Raw genomic sequence first — 20,513 nt, forward strand, 5'->3', positions numbered from 1 at the left:
CCGTGCTGGTTTGATGACGGGTTCGGCGTTATAGCTATCACTCCACTAGTGAGCGCTCCGAGATCAAATGACAGCCAGCTCGGCGCAGCGCAGTCCAGATTGGCTCAGAACATACCGCCCACCCTATGGAATTATCAATTCGAACAGATCGACAACATCGTCCGGGCAGAGGTGGTGTCGAACACCGTGCGAGCCGTCTTGGTCTTCAACGACGCAGGCGAAATTATGGCAGGCCTACAGACACCGCCGAATGCCGATGAACCCAACAACATCACTGAGATCCCTGAAGATGCGGACATCGCATATGATGGACCGCTCGAATACAACAACAACGGCGAGCTGAAGGAAGTCGGGCGGCTGGTGATCGTCGCAGACTATTTGCCGCTGAATGAACTCCAATCCGCGGAGCGGAACGTACTTCTGGTTCAAGTGGTGATCATGGTATTAGCGCTGGTGGTCGCAACGCGCCTGATTATCGGGTATCTCGTAACCCGTCCGATCCAAAATGTTTCTGCTGCGCTGATGGACATTGCTCAGGGCGAAGGGGATCTAACCCGGCGCCTGAAGGTCGATCGACAGGATGAAATTGGTCAGCTTGCCGCCGGTTTCAATCAGTACACCGAGAAGACCCATACGCTGGTCAAACAGTTCGTAGAATCGTTCGAGGACCTAGACGCCCAAGTTGCCGGCCTGCAGAAAATCGCCAGTACAACGGCGGCGGGTTCAAACCGTCAGCGGGAAGAGTCAGATCTGGTGGCAGTGGCCATGACGGAGATGAGCACTACTTCCCAGACCGTGGCGGAAAACGCCGCCGAGGCCGCCAGCGCTGCCAGCGAGGCCGACCAGCAAGGGGGCCGAGCCAAGCAAATTGTCGAGAGTACAACGGAATCCACCGGTCGCCTGGTAGACGAAGTAAAGGAGGCGTCCGGCGTTATTGCGGCACTGCAGGAAGAAGTGGGTGAGATTAGCACCGTCCTCGATTTGATCCGGGACATTTCCGATCAGACCAACCTGTTAGCACTCAATGCGGCTATCGAGGCCGCTCGGGCCGGCGAATAAGGCCGCGGGTTCGCGGTAGTCGCTGACGAAGTCCGCACGCTAGCCAAGCGCTCCCACGACAGCACCGAACAAATCCAGGCCATGACCGAACGACTCCAAAAACGGGCCAGTGACGCCGTGGCCGTGATGGAAAAGAGCCAGCGGCAGGGCGACGAAACGATTGAACAATCCCGGGAAGCCAATGAGGCGCTCGATCAGGTCTCCGGCGCGATTACCACAATTCATAACATGAATACCCAGATTGCCAGTGCCGCTGAGCAGCAAACGGCCGTTTCCGAGGATATTCAAAAAAGTCTGCATGTGATGCTAGACGTCACCGAGTCGGCGGCTCAGGGCACCCAAGACACAGAAAATGCAGCGAACAGCCTGAGAGAGCTATCGGACAAGGTGCAACGCCTGATCAAACAGTTCCGAATCTGATGCCTGGGGTTGGTTATGATTTAATGTCAGCATTCAATAATCCACGACAGAAGGTGAAACTATGCGACTTCAAACCTTTTTCTACAGTGCAGTTCTGACTACGGTCACCCTTTTCAGCGGACAAGCGGCCGCTGAGCTGAAAGACTACCAGTTAGTGACCGAGACCTATCCGCCGTTCAATTTTCAGGATGGAAGCGAGCTAAAGGGCATCAGCATCGACATGCTTATAGCCGCCTCCAACAAGGCGGGGCTCGGCATACAACGCTCTAGTATCCAGTTGTGGCCCTGGGCGCGGGGCTACGAAGTGCTCCTGAACGAACCTAAAACCATGCTTTTTTCGACCACAAGGACGCCTAAGCGCGACCCGCTGTTCAAATGGGCCGGGCCGATCACGGACACCAAAATTTCTCTAATCGCAAAAAAAGGTTCTGGCATAACCCTCAGCAGTGCCGCCGACTTCTCCAGCCCGAATATCGCCGTGGTTCGAGATGACGTGGCAGAGGGGCTGGTTCTCGATGCGGGGGCCACCAAGGGTAACTTGGATCTGAACTCCAAGCCTGAATCAGCCATGCGCAAGCTTCAGGCAGGCCGGGTGGATCTCTGGGCTTATGAAGAGAATGTGGCTTTCTGGATGATCAACAATGCTGGGTTCGACACCAGCAACTTTGAGGTGGTTCATGTTCTCAAAGAAGGCGAGCTGTTTTACGCCCTTCACAAAAGCACACCAGACGAAGTGGTAGACTCACTCCAAAACGCACTGGATGCGCTGTCTGACCAAGAGCGAGAATCGATCCTGAGCCAATACCGCTAGCCCGCGTCCTTCGGTTGATAGTTCGCGCGCCAGAGCTAGTTCTGGCGCGCGTGCTTGACCTTGCTATTCGTTAATTGTGAGAGCCATTTTATTATTTTTGAATTTATCCCAGGCTTTGATAAGGCTTAACAATTGTTTTTGGTAAAATTCGACCGAATATAAATCTATGCCGAGTTCCGTAGACACTTTAAACTGGCTGCCTGAAAGTAATTCTATAGTTGATGTATTACCCACCCATTTTCTTTGCTTCTTTAGCTCACTTACACTCAATCATGTAGTAAAGAGCATAGTTCGAGGTAGAGGTTTTCCGATATCTCAATACCGTATTTCTCGCTTTTCTCTCTGCTTTCATAGCGTCTTCTAGACGGAAGCCGGGCGCCTTGAGACTCGACTAAGCTAAAAAAGGTTTCGGCGCGAGAGAGATGCTTCTCGAAGTTGTTTCCTGCCGTAAACGCAGGATCGATGGCAATGATAACTTGGCCGTGGTAGGGCAGCGCGCCTTTTCCATCATCGTGTTGAGATGATTCGTAGCTCATCAAGTCGCCTATCAAGGGGCCGGCGATCAACTCGATCATCATTGAAAGAGCCGTACCCTTGTGCTCACCAAAGGTCAGTAGGGCCCCTTCCTCGAGCACCACCCGCGGGTCGTTGCATCCTTGCCCTTGTGAGTCGACTCCCCAACCATCGGGTATCTGCTTGCCTTCGCGTTCGTGAAGTTCGACATCGCCTCTTGCGATCGCGCTGGTGGCAAAGTCAAAAACGAAGGGAAGGTTGCCGGGCCTTGGCCAGCCAAATGCAAACGGGTTGGTGCCAAGAAGCGGTCTGCTTCCTCCATGAGGCGCTACGTAGGCCTGGGTAGGATTGCAGACGATAGCGACCAAACCCCTTTTAGTGATCTGCTCCACTTCGATCCAAAGTGCGGAAAAGTGTACGCAGTGGTTAATGGCAAGAAGCGCGATACCATTCTCTTTGGTCTTTTCTATCAGCAGCGGTAGACCTAGAGAGAAGGCGAGTTGTGAGAACCCCCCGTTAGCGTTTACTTTGACGATGCCGCCAGAAGACGGCTCGATATGAGGCTCAGCATCAGGGACGACGCCTCCTGATGCTAATGTATTTATGCAGCCCAGAATCCGATAAAGGCCATGCGAAGCACATCCATCCTTTTGCCCCGCAATAACCGTCTCGCTTATCGCGCGAGAAAAATCATCGCTAAAGCCTTTTTTCAATAATATTTTTCGGGACAAGCTTAGCGCCTCTTCCTCGCTCAATAACACTGTTTTTTCCGACATAGTAACCTCGTTATTGTTGAATGAAGTTTGTGTTTTGATGATCGGCCTGGGTCGAATAACGACCTTTGTGGAGTGCTCGCATGAATCGCCAACCCCAGCATGCTGTGAGTCTTTGTGCAGCTGATCGACTGTCCTTTGTGGGTTTTAGACTTTTTATGTCATGATCCGTAAGCATTGGCCAGCGTGATAGAGAGTAAACCCGTTTTCGTAGGCAAAGCTGCGCGCGCGGATAGCAGACACGGGCCTTGAATGGCGAATGGGCAGTGGCAGACCTTCATCAGAATTTTCATGAATTAGCTTGGCGAACCCTTTACCAACTACTGTGCCTGTGGTGACACCACGGCCGTTGTAACCGGCTACTGCCAGTATGCCTTGAGCAGGCGAGAACAGGCGTAACATATGGTCGGGAGTGAATGCCATTCTACCCGTCCAGGTGTATTCCCATTCCATTTTGTCCAGCTCCGGATAATATATGTGCTGCATGCGATTGGCCCAGGCCCGGATGAAGGCCCGAGGCTTGGTCTCGCCACGCCCCAGGGTTCCCAGCATGAGCCTGCCTTCGACATCGCGCCTGACGCTGCTCAAGACTGTACGAGTATCCCAGGCGCCTTGACGACCGGGCAGGATATGTTTGGCCGCTTCGCCGAGAGGCGCGGAAGCCACTTGGCAGTAATAACCCGGAAAAAAATGCTCCTTGACCGCGTTCCAATCCTCCTCGGTGTAGGCATTCGTGGCGAGCACGATACGGTCGCAGTGGATCCTTCCCTTTGGCGTTTCCACCTCCCACTTGTCACCCTTGCGGTCGATTCGTATTGCCGGGGTATGGGTATAGAGTTTCGCCCCCTCACTTTCGGCCGCTCTGGCGAGTCCGCGCGTATAGGCGGCCGGATTGATGGTGCCGGCGCGGCGGTCTAGCAAGGCGCCGTGAATATGTGAGCTTCCCGTGGCCTCGGTCGACTTCTGACCTTGAAGTAGCTCCACGGGAGCGCCTCGTTGTTGGAACTGCTCGCAGCGACGCTCAAGATCCTTCATGCCACTTGCACTGTGTGCCATGTGCAACGATCCAGTGCGAGTGTCGTCGCACTGGATGTCATAGCGGTCGATCAGCTTGAAAACTTCGGATGGGGCATTGCCGAGAAGGTTGTTGATACGCTCACCATCGCTATCGCCCAACAACTTGACGATATCAAGGGGGGGTAGCCAGAGCCCCGCATTGACATAGCCAACGTTGGCGCTGGAACCTCCGGTCGGAATACTTTCTGAGTCGATCACCACCGTGGATGTATTGCCCTCCGCCAGATGAAGTGCCGTGGAAAGCCCGGTAATTCCACCTCCGATGACACATACATCGCTGGTGATCTTACCCTCGAGGGTCGCGTAAGTTGACTTCTCTTCTTTTGACGTTTTTAGCCATAGGCACTCTTCACGCATCTCTCACTCCTTCATTAAGTGCAGTCTATAAATATCAGGGGCGGCGCCAAGCCAAGGCTCAAAGCGTTACTTGCCGCCGCCGAAGAGCTATATCTCCTTCAAACTCTCGATATCGGATCGGTTCCAGGTGTAGAAGTAGCTTGTACACTTTTGCAGTGCTGCCCGCTGCTCTTCATGGACGTTACGCATCTCTTGAGCATGTTCGCTTGTGTTGTTTTGTTCAATCCAACGATTAAGATCCCGAAGCGCCTGAGGTGAATAAGGCTCAAAGCTGCCCTGTTTTTTGATCAATTGTAACTTACGTTCTTCTTGGCCCAATGAATAAACGAGAGCCACGCTGGCTACACCCCACAGGGCGACAATGCATACAATCATGACGATTATGGCGGCAATGCTCATGACGATTGGCCTCCGACGTTAGTAGCAGGGTGGGCGCTTGCCTGGCGGCGACTCATGATCCACATGCAAAGCGGGACCGTCAGCGTCAGGATTGCCAAGCCACTGACGGTCTTCCAGGGCGTTGCGGTCAGGTTGCTATAGAGGAAGTAAGCCATAATAAAGAGCATAATCGTGGGAATCTCGAAACGAATGATGCTCTCCCAGAATTTAGGCACGTATAGATCGGCACCGCGATTGAGGCTGAGGATGCGCAAACGGTTGGCATCGAACTTCCATCCGATAGTGAACATGATTATTAAGGTCGCTAACGGCAATCCCCAGTTGCCCACCACGAAGTCGAGGTAGCCGAGAATGGAGGAGTTCATGGCACTCGGAATGCCCAGCAGCCAGATGATGCCGCAAATGGTCAACACCGCCTTGCTGCGTGAGGTATCGCGTTCTTCCTTATAAGTGGTAACGCCGACTTCGGTGATAGCGATCGCGGTCGTCATGTTGGCGAAGAAGAAGCCTATGAAAAACAGCAGCGCCCATACATAGCCACCGGTCATGTTACCGAAAGCGCTGGCCAGCGCGACGAAGGCCAGTTCCGCTCCCGAGGTTGGCGAGATGCCGAAGGCAAAGACGATGGGGAAGACCGCGAAGATGGCCAGCAAACCAAAGCTGGTATTACCGATGGCGGTAAATACCCCGCCCCCCAGGGGAATGTCGTCGTTACGTCCTAGATAGCTGCCATAGGTCAAAGCAATGCCCCAGCCGAGCCCGGTCGAGAACAGTGCCTGGCCCAGGGCGGCGAGCCAGGTCTCACCGCGGGCCAGATACTCCCAGTTGGGCGAGAAGGCGAACTCGAGTCCTGCCATAGCTCCCGGTAGGGTAACGCCGCGAATGGCAATGGCAATCAGCGAAACGGTGAGGATGGGCATCATCCATTTGGCCATGCGCTCGATGCCGCCCTTGATACCCATCAGTAGAATGCCCGTGACGGTCAGCATCGCGACGGTGTGCATGCCCACGCTCAATGCGGTGTTGCTACTGAATGCTTGCCACAAGGCGGCGGTATCGAACTGCGTCTGAGTGAAGGAGCCGATCACTGCATGGTAAGCGTAATAAATCGACCAGCCGACGATCGACGAGTAATAGGACATCAGGACGATGTTGAAAATCAGGATCACCAGCCCCAAGCCGACGAACTTGTTGTTACCGTAGACCTTGCGGAAGGTGCCAAGCAGCCCTTGACGGGTATAGCGCCCGAGGCTGGTTTCGCCCATCAGGCCGGGAACGGCGATCAGATAGAGCAGCACGAAGTAGGCGATCAAGAAGGCTCCACCGCCGTTCTCGCCAGTGACATAAGGCAGCCGCCATATATTGCCGGCGCCGACCATGGCGCCGATCGTCGCCATCAGGTAGCCGAACCGGCTACCCCATTTTTCTCTAGAGATTGTTGTTGTCATTCTTGGCTCCATGACGCGTTATTGGACTTCTTGGATCAAGGCGTTGCCACCCGGCTATGAGCCGGGTGGCAACGTTTGGATCAATCGAACTTGATTCCCTGAGCGAGGGGCAATTCGCGAGAATAGTTGATGGTATTGGTCTGGCGGCGCATATAGCTTTTCCAGACATCTGAGCCAGACTCGCGGCCACCGCCAGTCTCCTTCTCGCCGCCGAAGGCGCCACCGATCTCCGCACCGCTGGGGCCGATATTGACATTGGCGATGCCACAGTCGCTTCCCACATCGGAGGTGAACGTCTCAGCTTCGCGCACGTCGCTGGTGAAGATGCACGACGACAGCCCTTGAGGCACATCGTTATGTAACGCTATGGCCTCATCGAACTCCCCATAGCTCATGACGTAGAGGATCGGTGCAAAGGTCTCGCGCTTAACCAGTTCGTTCTGCTGGTCAACCTCGACGATGGCGGGCGTCACATAGTAGCCACCCGCTGCCTGGTCGATCTGCTGGCGCTCACCGCCAAATATCTTAGCGCCCTCTTGGCGTGCCTGGTCGAGAGCGTTGCGCATCTGATCGAAGGCCTGGCCGTCGATCAGTGGGCCGACCAGGTTCCCTTCCATGGGGTTCCCGATAGAGACGCCGGCGTAGGCCTTTTTGAGGCGTTCGACGACCTCGTCTTTGATAGACTCATGGACAAGTAGACGGCGTAGGCTGGTGCAGCGCTGTCCCGCGGTGCCCACCGCCGAGAATAGGATGGCGCGTACGGCCATGTCCAAGTCGGCGCTGGGGGCCAGGATCATGGCGTTATTGCCGCCCAGTTCGAGAGTGCTGCGCCCGAAGCGTGCCGCAACCCGTGGACCTACATCGCGACCCATACGCGTGCTGCCAGTAGCGCTGATCAAAGGAATTCTTGGGTCATCGGCCAAGCGTTCACCGGCATCACGGCCACCGATGATTACCTGGCTTAAGTGCTCAGGCGCATCATCGCCGAATTCGGCCATAGCACGCTCCAGTAAGGCCTGACAAGCCAGTGCAGTAAGCGGAGTCTTCTCCGAGGGCTTCCAGATCAGGCTGTTACCACACACCAACGCTAGGGCGGCGTTCCAGGCCCAAGGGGCCACTGGGAAGTTGAACGCGGTAATTAGCCCGATGGGGCCGAGTGGATGCCAGGTTTCACGCATGTGATGGCCCGGGCGCTCGGAGGCGATGGTCAGTCCGAACAGCTGACGGGACTGACCAACGGCGAGGTCGCAGATATCGATCATCTCCTGCACCTCACCCAGGCCCTCGGGTAGAATCTTGCCGCACTCATAGGTGACTAGGGCGCCGAGATCGTCCTTGTGGCGACGTAGCTGTTCGCCGAGCAAGCGCACCAGCTCGCCGCGTCGCGGCGCTGGAACCCGACGCCATTGCTCGAAGGCCTGCTCGGCCCTGGCGATGCGTGCGTCGATCGCATCGACATCTTCCACGGCGACTTTGCCGATAATGCTGCCGTCGATAGGCGTGATAACCTCCACGCTGCCCTGCTGATATTGTTCAGTCGCGACTCCGAGGCGTTGCATAATAGTATCGATCATTCTATCTCCTACTGGATTTATTCGAATTTTGTTTCACTGCGGTTTGTACGTATAAGCAGTATCCATGCGGGGGTTGACACGTTTCAAGCGATGTTTAATATGGAGGTCATTCCATTTTTTCGCATCAAGAGGTGTTGCGATGAGCCGCCCCCATTTGCCAACGCTGACTGCAATGCAGTGTTTCGAGGCTTCGGCTAAGCATCTCAGTTTTACGCGAGCTGCCGATGAGCTGAGCCTGACCCAGAGTGCAGTTAGCAAGCAGGTTGCTAAACTTGAGTTGGTGCTTCAGCATCCGCTGTTTCACCGTGCGCGCAAGCGTCTTCAGGTCACACCAGAGGGCTCGCAGTATTTAACCGAAGTGCGCAAGATTCTGGCGCAGGTGGAGATGTCCACACGCTACATGCAGTCTTACGGCGCCCAGGGTGAGGTGCTAAACGTGACCACGTTGCCGACGTTCGGTGCACGCTGGCTGCTCCCGCGTATCAACGGTTTCCGTTTCCGTTATCCCAACGTCTATCTCAACATCGCCAATCGTGTGGAGCCTTTTGATCTGGAGGAAGAGCGTATCGACGTGGCGTTCTTTTTTGGTCACGGCGCCTGGCCGAAGGCGGAGTGCATCAAGCTCCTCGACGAGGAAATGGTGGTGGTGTGCGCGCCGTCGATCATCCCTGCCTTGGGAATTGATGATCCCTTGGCGTTAACCCGATTGGTTCTGCTACAAAGCGCGACGCGCCCCAGTGCCTGGCATCACTGGTTCGAAGCCCAAGGTGCTTATACCGAGCACAGTTACTATGGGCCACGCTTTGATACCTTCGATATGGCGTTACGGGCCGCCCGTTCGGGTTGCGGCGTGGCTCTGGTGCCGCGCTTCCTAGCCGAGGAGGAACTATCGGCGGGCCAGCTCGTCATTCCATGGTCGTTCTCGTTAGCCAGTCGCGACGCCTATTACTTAGCCTACCCCGAACATAAGGCAGAGATGACCAAGGTGAAAGGCTTCATCGAGTGGATTCTCGAACATCTTGAGGTGCCGCCCACGACGCCAGAAGCAGTTTTCCCTAGCCTACCAGAGGCGTAATCTCGGCACAGACCAGTAGGTGGGAAATGGCGGATTTTTGGGTGTACTGTGATGTTACCGACGTACGCCTTATCAGGCTCAGCGGCGGTAAATTCTCGTGTCAGTACGTTGCCGAACACTGGCTGTTTGTGGTCGTTGTTGGTGGTTACCTTAAACTTCTTCCGGTACCGGGCTTTAACGCCTGCCTCGCGCATCAGTGACCGCGCCTTTCGCCGGCCTACTGTGTTCGTTTACTTTACTTCGGATTAGTAAATGTGTCGGCTACCTGCCCGCAGACCTCTTTCAATGCGTTTTGCAGCGTCCTGCTCAGTTCGGCCGAGTAGGCCACCCCGATCTGGATGTCCGACTGGAAATCCGCCAGGGGTCGCAACACCATGTCCAGGCGTCGCCGGGTTTCTGGCCAGTCTGGCACAAGGGCCAGCCCTATACCCGCGGCCACTAACGCCAGGCTGTATTCAATGGTGCGCAGGTGCGCCCTGGGTGCGATAGTCACGCCTTGATGTATCAATGCCTGGCGCAATGCTTCTGTTGCCTCACAATGGGCGCGTAGGATAAAGGGCTGCTCTTCCAAATCGCTCAATGTCAACCGCTCCTTCAGCGACAGGGGATGTCCCGATGGCAACGCCAGGCGATAACGGTCGTTCCAGATGGGTTCGAAGATTTCGTGGGGCTGGCGCATGCCGGCTGTCACGATACGGGCGTCACTGGCCTCTTCCGGATTGACCAGCGTCAGCTCCAGGTTTTCGATACGCTCCATCAGTCGCTTCAACCAATTACTCATACGCTCAGCGCCCAGCGACCGCATCAACCCCAGTCTCAGCGGCAGGGGCCGCCCGCTGCGGTTGAAGCTGCTTACGATAGCCTCACTATCGGCGATTAGCCGCGCCGCAAGCGGGTAAAGGCGTCGGCCCGCATCGGTCGGGCGAACTCCTTTGGAATGACGCACGAACAGCGGCATTCCCAGCTCATCCTCCAATTGAGCTACCGCTGCAGAAATGGACGGCTGCGCGACAAAGCAGCGGCGTGATGCGGCGCTGACCGAACCTGTTTCGTAGGTGGCGAGAAAGTATCGCAGTATTCGCAAATCCATAGGAAAACCCGATGTCACATAGAGTCATTAGATATTATACCTCTGGCTATGGGGGCGATAGAATAAGCAAGCAACTAAACTGGAGAATTACGCCATGACTGTCGAACTCTTCCGTGCCCTGCGGCATCGGATTACCGAGGGAGAACTTCCGGACGTTTCCGCTGGCAACGCTCAAGCGGCAGGGTTAAGTCGTTTCGACCTTATCGAACTGTTTGAGAGCCAGGTACAAAGTCGACTGATTGATCTGCAGGCCAGAGTGCTGCAAGCCCGTGGCGACGCTTATTACACGATCGGCAGCGCCGGTCACGAAGGCAATGCCGCTATCGCAAAGGCGCTGCGACTGACCGACCCTGCCTTTTTGCACTACCGCGATGCCGCTTTCTTCATCCAGCGAAGTAAGGCGTTACCCGGGCAGACCGTTAGCTGGGACATGTTGCTAAGCTTCATGGCTTCTTCCGACGACCCGATCGCCGGCGGTCGGCACAAAGTGCTGGGGTCGAAAGCGCTAAACGTACCCCCACAGACAAGTACCATTGCCTCTCATTTGCCTAAAGCGGTGGGAGCCGCCTACGGCTTAGGTCTTTGGAAGCGTCTGGGCGGAGCAGGGGGCTGGCCCACCGACAGTCTGGTTCTGTGTAGCTTTGGTGACGCCTCTCTCAATCATTCGACCGCTCAGGGCGCGATCAACACGGCTTGCTGGACTGCCTATCAGGGCCTGCCCATGCCGCTGATCTTTGTTTGCGAGGATAATGGCCTGGGTATTTCCACACCAACGCCCCAGGGCTGGGTGGCCGCCTCCATGGCGAATCGCCCCGGCCTAAATTATATCGCCTGCAACGGCCTGGACCTGGTGGATACCTGGCAAGCGGCTAGCCGTGCCGCCATCTTGGCCCGCACCCACCGGCAACCGGTTTTCCTTCACATGCGCTGTGTGCGCCTCTATGGCCACGCCGGATCTGATGCACAACAAGCCTACCTGAGCCAGGCCCAGATTCAGGCCATGACCAATGAAGACCCGCTGGCCCATGGTGCCGCCCGACTGCTGCGTGAGACCCGCCTCAGCCGGGCCGACCTGGGCCAGCTGCTCGATACGACCTGGGGCCGCTTAGGTGCCGTCGGCGATCAAACATCCCAACGCCCGCGCTTGCGCGGCTCGGAAGCCGTGATGAGTGCCATCGTGCCACCCCTCAGACCCAGCCTTGCCAATCCGGCCGCAGAACTACCAGCCATTGATCCCACGCCCCAGCCCATGGCCCGACTAATCAATCAGAGCCTACACAGGCTGATGGCACGCTTCCCACAATTGGTAATGGCGGGCGAGGATATCGGCAACAAAGGGGGCGTCTACGGGGTAACCCAGCGACTTCAGCAACAATATGGCCGCCATCGAGTTATTGATACTCTCTTGGATGAACAAAGCATACTGGGGCTGGGCATCGGCATGGGGCAGAACGGCCTGATCCCGATTCTGGAAATCCAGTTCTTAGCCTATCTACACAATGCCGAGGATCAACTGCGTGGCGAAGCGGCAACCCTGAGCTTTTTCTCCAACGGCCAATTTACCAATCCGATGGTCGTTCGTATCGCTGGGCTGGGTTACCAAAAAGGCTTTGGTGGCCACTTCCACAACGACAACAGCCTGGCCGTATTGCGCGATATCCCCGGTTTACTGGTGGCTTGTCCCAGTGATGGCACCAGTGCTGTAGGCCTCCTGCAAGAAGCAGTACGCCTGGCCGATGAAGAACAGCGGGTGGTCGTAATCATCGAACCCATCGCCCGTTATCATAACCGCGATCTGCTGACCGAAGGCGACCAGTTGGCCTGTCAGCCAGACCCCGGACCGGATTACCGCTTGCCCCGCGGCCGCTTCCGTCAATGCCGTTCAGGTAGCGACCTGGCTATCATCACTTACGGCAATGGTGTGACACTTAGCCTGCAGGCGGCCGAGCAACTGGCACCGGAGGGTATCTCGGTGCGGGTAATAGACCTCTGCTGGCTAACCGAAATTGACCATGCTGCCCTTTATGAGGCGGTGAAGGACTGCAAACAGATTCTGGTTGTCGATGAATGCCGTCGACACGGCTCAATCAGTGAAGAGCTGATCAGTGAGTTGAGTGCTCAGGGTGTCGCCAGTTCCCGCATGGATCGGGTGACCGCCCTGGACAGCTTTATCGCCCTGGGTAAAGCCTCCACCAGCACGCTCCCTGCCGTCGAAGATATCCTTGAGCATGTTCGTGCCCTGACCGGGGCCGGTTCCACTGCAATTGAGAAAGGTGCCTGATGTCCACACCCAAACAACGCGTTGTCGTCGTCTGTCCCGGACGCGGCACCTACAATGCCCCCGAATGGGGCTACCTCAAGCGTCACCATGCGGATAAAAGCGCTTTGCTGGAGAGTTTCGACGACTATCGGCGTCAACACCAGCAGCCAACCCTGACAGAGTTGGACGAAGAGAAAGCCTATTCGCTGAAACTGCACAGCCGGGGAGACCATGCATCGGGGCTGATCTACGCGTGTGCCTACGCTGACTTTTTGGATATCGACCAAGATCGCTATGAGATCGTTGCTGTTACCGGCAACTCCATGGGTTGGTATATCAGCCTGGCGATCGCCGGTGCGCTGGATGCACAAAACGGCCTGCATTTGGTCAATACTATGGGCGGATTAATGCAGGAGCGCCTGATTGGCGGCCAGCTTCTCATTCCCTGGGTGGATGACGACTGGCGTCCAGACTGGGATGCCCGCGCCCGCTACCTGGCTTTAGCCGATGAGATCTGCAAAAGTGGCGAAGGCCAGGCTTATCTGTCCATCGATCTGGGCGGTATGATGGTGTTTGGTGCCGACACACCGGGTATGGCAGCCCTGAATCGTGGATTGCCCAAAAAAGACCACTTCCCCATGCGGTTGCTCAATCACGCGGCCTTCCATACGCCACTGCAAGAGCCGGTGCGGGCGATGGCAAAGGAAGCCCTGGGGCCAGCGCTGTTCGGCAGACCGGAGATTCCATTAATTGACGGCCGCGGCCACATCTGGTCTCCCTGGAGTACAGATCACAAGGCGCTTTGGGACTACACCCTGAGCCATCAGTTGACCCAACCCTACGATTTCAGCGCTGCTTTGCGTGTTGCTGTTCGTGAATTCGCGCCGGACAAACTGATTATTCTGGGGCCGGGCACAACCCTGGGAGGAGCCGTCGCCCAAAGCCTGATTCTGAGCAACTGGCAGGATCTGGACAGTAAAGCCGCTTTTAAGCAGCGGCAGGAAGACAACGCCCTGATAGTATCCATGGGTATGCCAGAGCAGCGGCCCATCGTGCTTCGCCAGTGATGAGCATTTTTACGGCTGAAACGGGCCGAATTTATTATTTCAACTCAGAATCATAAGCCGTATGCGCTCGAGATTGCTTACTTTTCGTCGATGGTCCCCTACGTTAAGTGGGGATGCATTCCAGCGATGACGGCCTTCACCGTAGGCATCGCCCTCGATCATGGTGGTCTTGGCAGCGTCGAACAGGATTTCTTGAGGCACTGCGCCGAAGAATTGGCACGTCTCTTCAATACTACGCAACCAGTCATCTGGTGACATTCGAAACTGGGAAGTCGTCGGAGCCGTATCCCTCAACCCTAAAAAATTACAGGAAATTGAGCGCAACAAACAGGCTGCTTAGGTGCAGCTATTTGGACAACTGGGTTGCAAATCACCGCTAACGTAGCTGTAGAAAAACCCTTCACAGAGCCCAATCCACAGCCGCTTTGTTGTTTTGTTATTGCCTGCCACTGACCCTGCACCGTCTTTTTACTCTGCAGACTGAAGCGATTCAGGCCTTTTTTACTGTTGATGTTGCCGAATACCGGCTCAACCATTGACATGCGATGACCGTAAATCGCTTCGCCTTGCTTGCTATCCACTCGGCGCCTCATCCAGCCTGTATAGGTCGGGCCGCGCCTGAGCTCTAGGGTAAGAGACCTGTCGTCCTTTACCTTTGCGATGATCTGCTGAAACGGGGCTTTGCATGCATTGATGCTTTTTTGGACAGTGGCGGCACTGCAATAGCCGACCTTGGAAATGGGCTCTTGGTACGCCGTTTTGGCCGTTGCGGGTGAGGGCGGTTGCCTACCGTCAACCACGGTGGCTAGCGGAATGTTACGACTCTCCTCTTCCTTGCTCAGTGGTAATTAATCAGGTGTAAACATCGCTCTTTATGGATTAGCTTTTTCAAGGATACGCCACCAGGTCATTTTTACCCAGACGCTCTGCCCAAAATGGCGTCAGGCCCGTGTGAATGGAGCCGGTTACCGGGTCTTCATCAACCGTATTCCTGGCAGCCCAGCACTGCAGTGGCTTAGTGAATTCAGATAATAACGCTGTACTTCGTTCAGCAGGTCGGCATGGTTTGCAGGGCAAGCTTACGGCGAATATAACGCCCAAGAGTATCAATGCCAATGTTGAGCAGAGCCGTTATCAGAATCAGCACCATGGCACGATCAAACCGGATGTTCTGAATAGCGCTGTCTACATAAAAGCCAAGGGTGTAGATGCCAAGAATCCCCAGTATGGCTGTCTCCCGCATGATGATTTCCCAGCGATAGAACAGAAACGCCAGAAATGAGCGATATACGCGGGGTACCAGCTCCCAGCTGTACCGGTTGAAGCCCTCTGCAGCATCTGCGCGGAGTTTGATGGCATTGGTTTGCCGGCCAATCAGGTGCCCTATAATCCCGCCGTTGTGCAGCGCTAACGCAACCACCGCAGGCAGCATTGAAGGCCCCCAGAGTTGCAGCAGAATGTACGCCAGAATGTACTCAGGCGTGGATCGCGCGATCACCAGAACCACATGCCCGGCATTGCGCCGTATCGGCCCGCCAAAGTGGTTTGATATCAAGGGGAATGCCAGTAACGAGAGAATTCCTGTCGCTACAAGCGCGATCTGAGTGAGCACAAGGGTGTTCCAGATGCCCGGCATGGCCTCGTTGATCATCAAATCACTCAGCCAAGGCGTTAGCCCCGTTAAACCTTCCCCGTTGCGCAATGGCGCGGGCACGATGTCTTCGGTGAAAAAACGCTGCACATTGCCCCAGACAATGGGCAACCCTTCACCCAGAAAAAAGGGAGCGCCAAGAACGTAGACCGGCAGAAGCTTTGGCCTTACCCAGAGCGGCATGGTGGCGATTAACACATAGAACAGAATCAGCATCGCGCCAGCGTCGGAATAAAGCCCTTGGGAGAACGATGCTTCAAGGTAAAAGCCCAGTGTGGGAAGGCCAACGAAGCCAAGAATGGCACTGGAGCGAAGGCCGCATTCCAGCCTGTAGGCTGTGTAGGTGCGCATTTTTGCCCAGCAATCAGGAATGCGGGCATAGAGGAACGCCGAAATATTGCCAGTGCCGGGTGGCAGTACACGGCCGGATTCCGGGTCGGCCTCTTCCAGGATTTCTGAATAAACCTTGGCGAAAATCCCGGCGTAGGGAATGGCGATGGCCAATACGCCCGTGAGTGGGTGAAAACCAAAGAACTGCAGGAAAATCAACGCCCAGAAAAGCTCGTGAATTGCGCGGATAAAGGCGCAAAAAATCCGCACCGGCAGGGATCGGTAAGCCAATGCCATCAGGAAGCCTGCAACACTGCCAAGCGCAACCCCGACAAAGGCAAAGGCGACTGTTCTCAACAGTGCGGTCATCAACCCTTCAGTGCTGAAAAAGTTGGGCGTTGCGATGCCAAACAGGAAATTACCGAGATCCCGCCAAGGGTTGGAGGTGGTCACCGCGATGTCCGCAAACAGCAACCCAACCAAGGCGATGGCAAGGAAAATCAGGCTGACACGAACCGTTGGGGAAGAGGGCATAGAACGGGCCGCGTTACCTAGTAAAGAGATACAATGTCTGCTGCTGCAAGGTGTTCGCTGGGTTGATCCAAGGCGACCTGGCCATCCTGAATGCCAACGATTCGGGTACAGTAATTCAATGCAAGGTCCACATCGTGCAGCGCAATAATACTGGTGGTAAAGCGATCACGCAGTTGCATCATGACCGAGTTCGCCATGGGGCCATCGAGTGCAGAAACCGGCTCATCGGCCAGTAGCACAGCTGCGTTACGGTACAGCGCTCGCGCGATAGCAACACGCTGGCGCTGCCCACCGGACAGAGAGGCTGCGGGTGTCCATAGCTTTTCGGTGATACCCAGCGACTGCAATAAGGTCAGCACTTCAGCCTTGTCTTTGGCGAACGGGCGGGCAAGCGTGAGGGTGTTGTACCACGTGGCATGTTTATCCAGCTGGCCCATAAAGACGTTATGGAACACCGAAAGAGCATTTACCAGGCCAAGATCCTGAGGGATCAGAGACGAATCCCGGTTAACCCGTTCGTAAATCAGGCGCATTAAGGTGGATTTTCCCGCACCGCTTTTACCCACCAGCGCGATTTTGTCGCCCGGATTCACCGTCAGCGACAACGGGCCTATAACCCGTTTGCCGCTGAATGAGGCGGTAAGGTTCGTAAGGTCAAAGCCTGTCATTAATCGAGAATCCCGATCTCTTGAGCTGTTTTACGAATCGGCTCATAGTCGGCGTTGGCAGCAGGAATAAAACCTGAACGCGGGAAGCTTTCCAGCAGTTCCGGGTTATCAAGGTTCAACAGCGCCTCGGTAACGCGCTGCTTGAAGCCATCACCAAAACGCTCATCCACATCGCCACGAATCGTCCACTGATAATCCGGGTAGTGGGGCGTTTTCCAGATCACCTGCACGGCATCGGTGTTTATGTTTCCATCAGCCAGTTCTTTCTCCCAAACCTGAAAGTTCAGCGCGCCTACATCGTAAGTGCCGGCTTCAACCAGGCGAAGGGTGCGCGTATGGTTGCCACTGAAGCCAACGCGTGAGAAAAAGTCATCAGGCTTTGCATTAAAGGTGTCGCGCACATAGAACTCAGGCATGAGCCGGCCAGATGTCGAGCCTTTGGAACCGAAGGTAAAGGTTTTACCTTGCAACTGATCTTTGAGCGCTGAAAGCTCTGCGGCGGGTTCTATACCCGTGTTGGTATTGGCAATAAAATAGGTCTCGAAGGCTTCGTCTTCAACACCTTGGGCGATGGCTTCAGAGCCCGGAACCAACCTGCGTGCCTGCACACCAGAAAGACCGCCAAACCACGCCAGCTGAACCTGATTGTTACGGAACGCTGAAACGGCAGCCGCGTAGGACTTTACTGGAATATAGCGTACATCAACATTCAGTTGCTCAGAGAGGTAGTCCGCGACACCGCGAAAACGCTCAACAAGTTTGGTTTCGTCTTCATCCGGGATTGCCGTGAATACCAAGGTCTCAGCCGATGCCGCCGCAGCGGTGAAACAGAAAAAACAGGAAAGCATCAACTTCCATATTACAGGCGTAGCCATTTGAAATCCTTGAACGTCTAACGAATTGATAAACCAGAAAGGCCGTGCGGGCGCACCGGTGGGCTGCAGGATACTCTGATTCCTATCAACCTTGAACTCCACTAACGCAAGGCCAGGTTGATGTGGTCTTAATCCGTCAGCGTGACCAAACTACGCGAGGCCCTTCTTCAGGCGACCCCTATACATTCTGCTTGAACTCCACACAAAAGGATGGATACTCGAATGAGCAATCTTTTGCCACTGCATGGCCTGACTTACATGAAAGGGTCTCTACCAAACCCGGTGTGGTTCAGCGAGACCTTCACCCAAGGCCAGTCAGTGTGCAGTCTAAAAACCGCACAAAGGAGCAAGCCGATATGTTTGACCCGACAACGCTAAAAGATAAGGTGGTTTTTATTGCTGGCGGAACCAGCGGCATTAATCTGGGTATAGCTAAAGGCATGGCGGCAGTGGGTGCGAAGGTGGCCGTACTTGGCCGAAACGCAGATAAAGCCGCAGCGGCAGCTCAGGAGATTTCTGAAAGTGTTAAAAGCAGTAACGGACACAGTGCGATTGCGCTAACGGCTGACGTTAGAGACCCCGACCAGGTGGCGAGCGCTTTACAGGCCTGTGTTGCGCAACTTGGCAAGATTGACTGTTTAATTTCCGGTGCCGCAGGTAACTTCCCGGCACCTGCCGTGGGGATCTCGCCAAAAGGCTTTAAGACCGTTATCGATATTGACCTTCTTGGCACATACAACGTATTCCATTTAGGCTTTCAGCATCTTAACAAAGGTGCTTCCTTAATCGCGATCAGTGCTCCACAAGCCGTGTCTGCAATGCCTTTTCAGGTTCATGTTTGCGCAGCCAAAGCGGGCATCAATATGATGATTAAATGCCTGGCGGTGGAATGGGGCGCGTCTGGCATTACGGTTAACGGCATTTCACCAGGGCCAATCAGTGGCACCGAGGGCGCTGAGCGTTTAGCGCCCACCCCCGAAACGAAAGCAATAATGGCCAAGAAAATTGCCAGTAAACGATTTGGTGAAGCCAAAGAGATAGCCGACGCCGCGATTTTTCTTGCCAGTGATATGGGTCACTATATGAACGGGACGATTATGACGGTAGATGGTGGCACCGAACTGGGCGATGCCAGCATGGATTGCCTTAGCGTTCCATCGCGCTAGCGTAAAGTTGTGCGACGCTTCGTGATCGACGGGTCAAAATGCAAGACCAGGCCCCGATGTTCTGGTCAGTAAGTTAACGCTGTCGGCCTTGAGTCTGCCTTGCCAGGCTCAAGGCCGACAGCGTTAGCGTTTGCCGAGCTTGCCCAGTTCACGTCCCAGCAGGCTAACCATCTTATGGGCGGTACCGGTTACCGCTTGCTCAACCGTAAGTGCCAAGTCACTTACCGATACCGGTTCACGTCCTGCAAGTCGAGCCTCTAGCAAACATCGCTTGTCAGTCATGCCCGACTTCGAGGCGCTGTTCTCGTCGCTAAGGTGTACTTCCAGCCTAGTGATTTGACCCGCGAAGCGCGCTAGAACGTGGTCAAGAATTTTTTTGACACTTTGAGTCATGGCCTCGTTTCCGGAAATATTCTTGTCTGTATTTATTTGGATATGCATATAGATTTTCTCCAGTAATGTTGGGTGTTCCAGGCATGACGCGGGTCACAAAAAGCGGCGACTATAGAATGGGACCAAACGGGCCATGAAAAGTTCGCCTTGTGGCTATGGGCGGGCTGGCTGACAGACTTGTCCGTTTCGCAAGTGTTAGCGCCGGTGAAGATCCGCTGTTATTTGCCGCAGTTTAAAAATGGCGATAAAACGACGTTTATTGCCATTTTTCAATAGCCGTTGAGTTGGATGCCTTAGTCCTTAGAAGTCCATGCCGGCATTAGACTGCTCGCTTTTTTCCTTTTGTTCGTTGGCAATATGTCTGTACATTCCGGTAATATCTTTGCCGTAACTTTCCCAGATAGCGGTTTGTAACGTGTCGAGCGCTTCGTGAACACATGCCGCTTCTTCTGTTGTCCAATGGGTGGTGATTTTCAGCACTTTCATTTTGTCTTTCCTCTTTTAACTTTTCCCCGTGCTAATGCCTGCTCTTGTGCTTCTTTCATGCGATAAGAGTCTCCTTCAATCGCAATCACTTCGCTGTGATGCACCAAGCGGTCGATTAGCGATACCACGCAGGCTGCATTCGGGAACACGTCATTCCATTCGCTAAACGGCCGATTCGTTGTGATGAGGGTCGCGTTTTTCTCATAACGGCGGTTGATGATTTCAAACAGTAAGTCGGCATGGCGATTGCTGTAGGACAGGTAGCCCACTTCATCGATGATGAGTAACGTCGTCTTGCTGTAATGAGCTAATCGTCGTCGAAGTGCGTTATCACCATCTTGCGCCGCTAAATCGTTAAGCATGTTGGCGGCAGAAGTGAATAGAACGGTGTGTCCTTGCATAACCGCCTGATAGCCTACGTTCTGCGCGATGGTCGATTTGCCCACACCGTTACTGCCAATGAGGATGATGTTGCTTGGGTCCTGAA

The 20,513-nt window shown here is 54.9% G+C and carries 18 protein-coding genes and 3 pseudogenes; 6 read left to right on the top strand and 15 right to left on the bottom strand.

Annotation, left to right across the window (positions count from 1 at the left end; genetic code table 11):
- Positions 1–438 precede the first annotated feature (438 nt).
- Together MELB17_RS25900 and MELB17_RS21220 are read left to right on the top strand one after the other, a co-directional pair.
- Positions 439–1,479 (top strand): annotated as a pseudogene (locus MELB17_RS25900) (methyl-accepting chemotaxis protein).
- 61 nt (positions 1,480–1,540) lie between these two features.
- Positions 1,541–2,290: a substrate-binding periplasmic protein gene (locus MELB17_RS21220; RefSeq protein ID WP_007352407.1), complete on the top strand. Its 750-nt coding sequence runs from the start codon at positions 1,541–1,543 to the stop codon at positions 2,288–2,290.
- A 266-nt stretch (positions 2,291–2,556) separates the two neighbouring features.
- Here the strand turns inward: MELB17_RS21220 and MELB17_RS21225 are convergent, their stop codons facing one another.
- From MELB17_RS21225 to MELB17_RS21245, 5 genes are all read right to left on the bottom strand, one after another.
- On the bottom strand, positions 2,557–3,579 hold the full coding sequence (locus tag MELB17_RS21225) for an Ldh family oxidoreductase (RefSeq protein ID WP_007352409.1): 1,023 nt from the start codon (positions 3,577–3,579) through the stop codon (positions 2,557–2,559).
- 153 nt (positions 3,580–3,732) lie between these two features.
- On the bottom strand, positions 3,733–5,010 hold the full coding sequence (locus MELB17_RS21230; RefSeq protein ID WP_007352410.1) for an NAD(P)/FAD-dependent oxidoreductase: 1,278 nt from the start codon (positions 5,008–5,010) through the stop codon (positions 3,733–3,735).
- 87 nt (positions 5,011–5,097) lie between these two features.
- Positions 5,098–5,409, bottom strand: a complete 312-nt coding sequence (locus tag MELB17_RS21235; protein WP_007352411.1) for a hypothetical protein — start codon at positions 5,407–5,409, stop codon at positions 5,098–5,100.
- The gene (locus tag MELB17_RS21240) at positions 5,406–6,857 is read right to left on the bottom strand and encodes a sodium-dependent transporter (RefSeq protein ID WP_007352412.1); all 1,452 of its coding nucleotides are present in this window, start codon (positions 6,855–6,857) and stop codon (positions 5,406–5,408) included. The genes MELB17_RS21235 and MELB17_RS21240 overlap by 4 nt, the downstream gene beginning before the upstream one ends.
- Before the next feature lie 80 nt (positions 6,858–6,937).
- Positions 6,938–8,431: an aldehyde dehydrogenase family protein gene (locus tag MELB17_RS21245; protein ID WP_007352413.1), complete on the bottom strand. Its 1,494-nt coding sequence runs from the start codon at positions 8,429–8,431 to the stop codon at positions 6,938–6,940.
- A gap of 139 nt (positions 8,432–8,570) precedes the next feature.
- On the opposite strand from MELB17_RS21245, the gene MELB17_RS21250 reads away from it, so the two are divergent.
- The gene (locus tag MELB17_RS21250; protein WP_007352414.1) at positions 8,571–9,506 is read left to right on the top strand and encodes a LysR family transcriptional regulator; all 936 of its coding nucleotides are present in this window, start codon (positions 8,571–8,573) and stop codon (positions 9,504–9,506) included.
- Between the two features lie 47 nt (positions 9,507–9,553).
- Here the strand turns inward: MELB17_RS21250 and MELB17_RS25905 are convergent.
- Together MELB17_RS25905 and MELB17_RS21255 are read right to left on the bottom strand one after the other, a co-directional pair.
- Positions 9,554–9,727 (bottom strand): annotated as a pseudogene (locus MELB17_RS25905) (IS3 family transposase); the annotation flags it as partial.
- A 14-nt stretch (positions 9,728–9,741) separates the two neighbouring features.
- Positions 9,742–10,596, bottom strand: coding sequence for a LysR family transcriptional regulator (locus MELB17_RS21255; protein WP_007352416.1), 855 nt, complete (start codon positions 10,594–10,596; stop codon positions 9,742–9,744).
- Between the two features lie 94 nt (positions 10,597–10,690).
- Between MELB17_RS21255 and MELB17_RS21260 the strand changes: the two genes are divergently transcribed.
- Both MELB17_RS21260 and MELB17_RS21265 read left to right on the top strand, forming a co-directional pair.
- Positions 10,691–12,877 (top strand): thiamine pyrophosphate-dependent enzyme, encoded by a 2,187-nt coding sequence (locus MELB17_RS21260; RefSeq protein WP_007352417.1) that lies wholly within the window; start codon positions 10,691–10,693, stop codon positions 12,875–12,877.
- Positions 12,877–13,923, top strand: a complete 1,047-nt coding sequence (locus MELB17_RS21265) for a hypothetical protein (RefSeq protein ID WP_007352418.1) — start codon at positions 12,877–12,879, stop codon at positions 13,921–13,923. Before MELB17_RS21260 ends, MELB17_RS21265 begins: the two co-directional genes overlap by 1 nt.
- Positions 13,924–13,962: 39 nt before the next feature.
- On the opposite strand, the gene MELB17_RS26235 is transcribed toward MELB17_RS21265, so the two are convergent.
- From MELB17_RS26235 to MELB17_RS21290, 5 genes and pseudogenes are all read right to left on the bottom strand, one after another.
- On the bottom strand, positions 13,963–14,181 hold the full coding sequence (locus tag MELB17_RS26235) for a hypothetical protein (RefSeq protein ID WP_007352419.1): 219 nt from the start codon (positions 14,179–14,181) through the stop codon (positions 13,963–13,965).
- 185 nt (positions 14,182–14,366) lie between these two features.
- A pseudogene (locus MELB17_RS26240) lies at positions 14,367–14,697 on the bottom strand (transposase); the annotation flags it as partial.
- A gap of 274 nt (positions 14,698–14,971) precedes the next feature.
- Complete coding sequence (locus MELB17_RS21280) at positions 14,972–16,438, bottom strand: PhnE/PtxC family ABC transporter permease (protein WP_007352421.1); 1,467 nt, start codon at positions 16,436–16,438, stop codon at positions 14,972–14,974.
- Positions 16,439–16,455: 17 nt separating this feature from the next.
- On the bottom strand, positions 16,456–17,106 hold the full coding sequence (locus MELB17_RS21285; protein ID WP_007352422.1) for an ATP-binding cassette domain-containing protein: 651 nt from the start codon (positions 17,104–17,106) through the stop codon (positions 16,456–16,458).
- A complete protein-coding gene (locus MELB17_RS21290) occupies positions 17,106–17,981 on the bottom strand; it encodes a putative selenate ABC transporter substrate-binding protein (RefSeq protein ID WP_198136536.1) in 876 nt (291 codons plus the stop codon). Before MELB17_RS21290 ends, MELB17_RS21285 begins: the two co-directional genes overlap by 1 nt.
- Positions 17,982–18,337: 356 nt before the next feature.
- Here MELB17_RS21290 and MELB17_RS21295 point away from each other — a divergent pair, with 356 nt between their 5' ends.
- Entirely contained in the window at positions 18,338–19,147 is an 810-nt protein-coding gene (locus MELB17_RS21295; RefSeq protein ID WP_007352424.1) for an SDR family oxidoreductase, read from the top strand.
- 123 nt (positions 19,148–19,270) lie between these two features.
- On the opposite strand, the gene MELB17_RS21300 is transcribed toward MELB17_RS21295, so the two are convergent.
- From MELB17_RS21300 to MELB17_RS21310, 3 genes are all read right to left on the bottom strand, one after another.
- The gene (locus tag MELB17_RS21300) at positions 19,271–19,540 is read right to left on the bottom strand and encodes a hypothetical protein (protein ID WP_198136537.1); all 270 of its coding nucleotides are present in this window, start codon (positions 19,538–19,540) and stop codon (positions 19,271–19,273) included.
- 300 nt (positions 19,541–19,840) lie between these two features.
- Positions 19,841–20,026: a hypothetical protein gene (locus MELB17_RS21305; RefSeq protein WP_007348139.1), complete on the bottom strand. Its 186-nt coding sequence runs from the start codon at positions 20,024–20,026 to the stop codon at positions 19,841–19,843.
- On the bottom strand, positions 20,023–20,513 hold a 491-nt coding region (locus MELB17_RS21310), incomplete at its 5' end, for an ATP-binding protein (protein ID WP_007352427.1). The genes MELB17_RS21305 and MELB17_RS21310, both read right to left, overlap by 4 nt.

The sequence above is a fragment of the Marinobacter sp. ELB17 genome (genome assembly GCF_000169375.1).
Taxonomy (GTDB): Bacteria; Pseudomonadota; Gammaproteobacteria; order Pseudomonadales; family Oleiphilaceae; genus Marinobacter.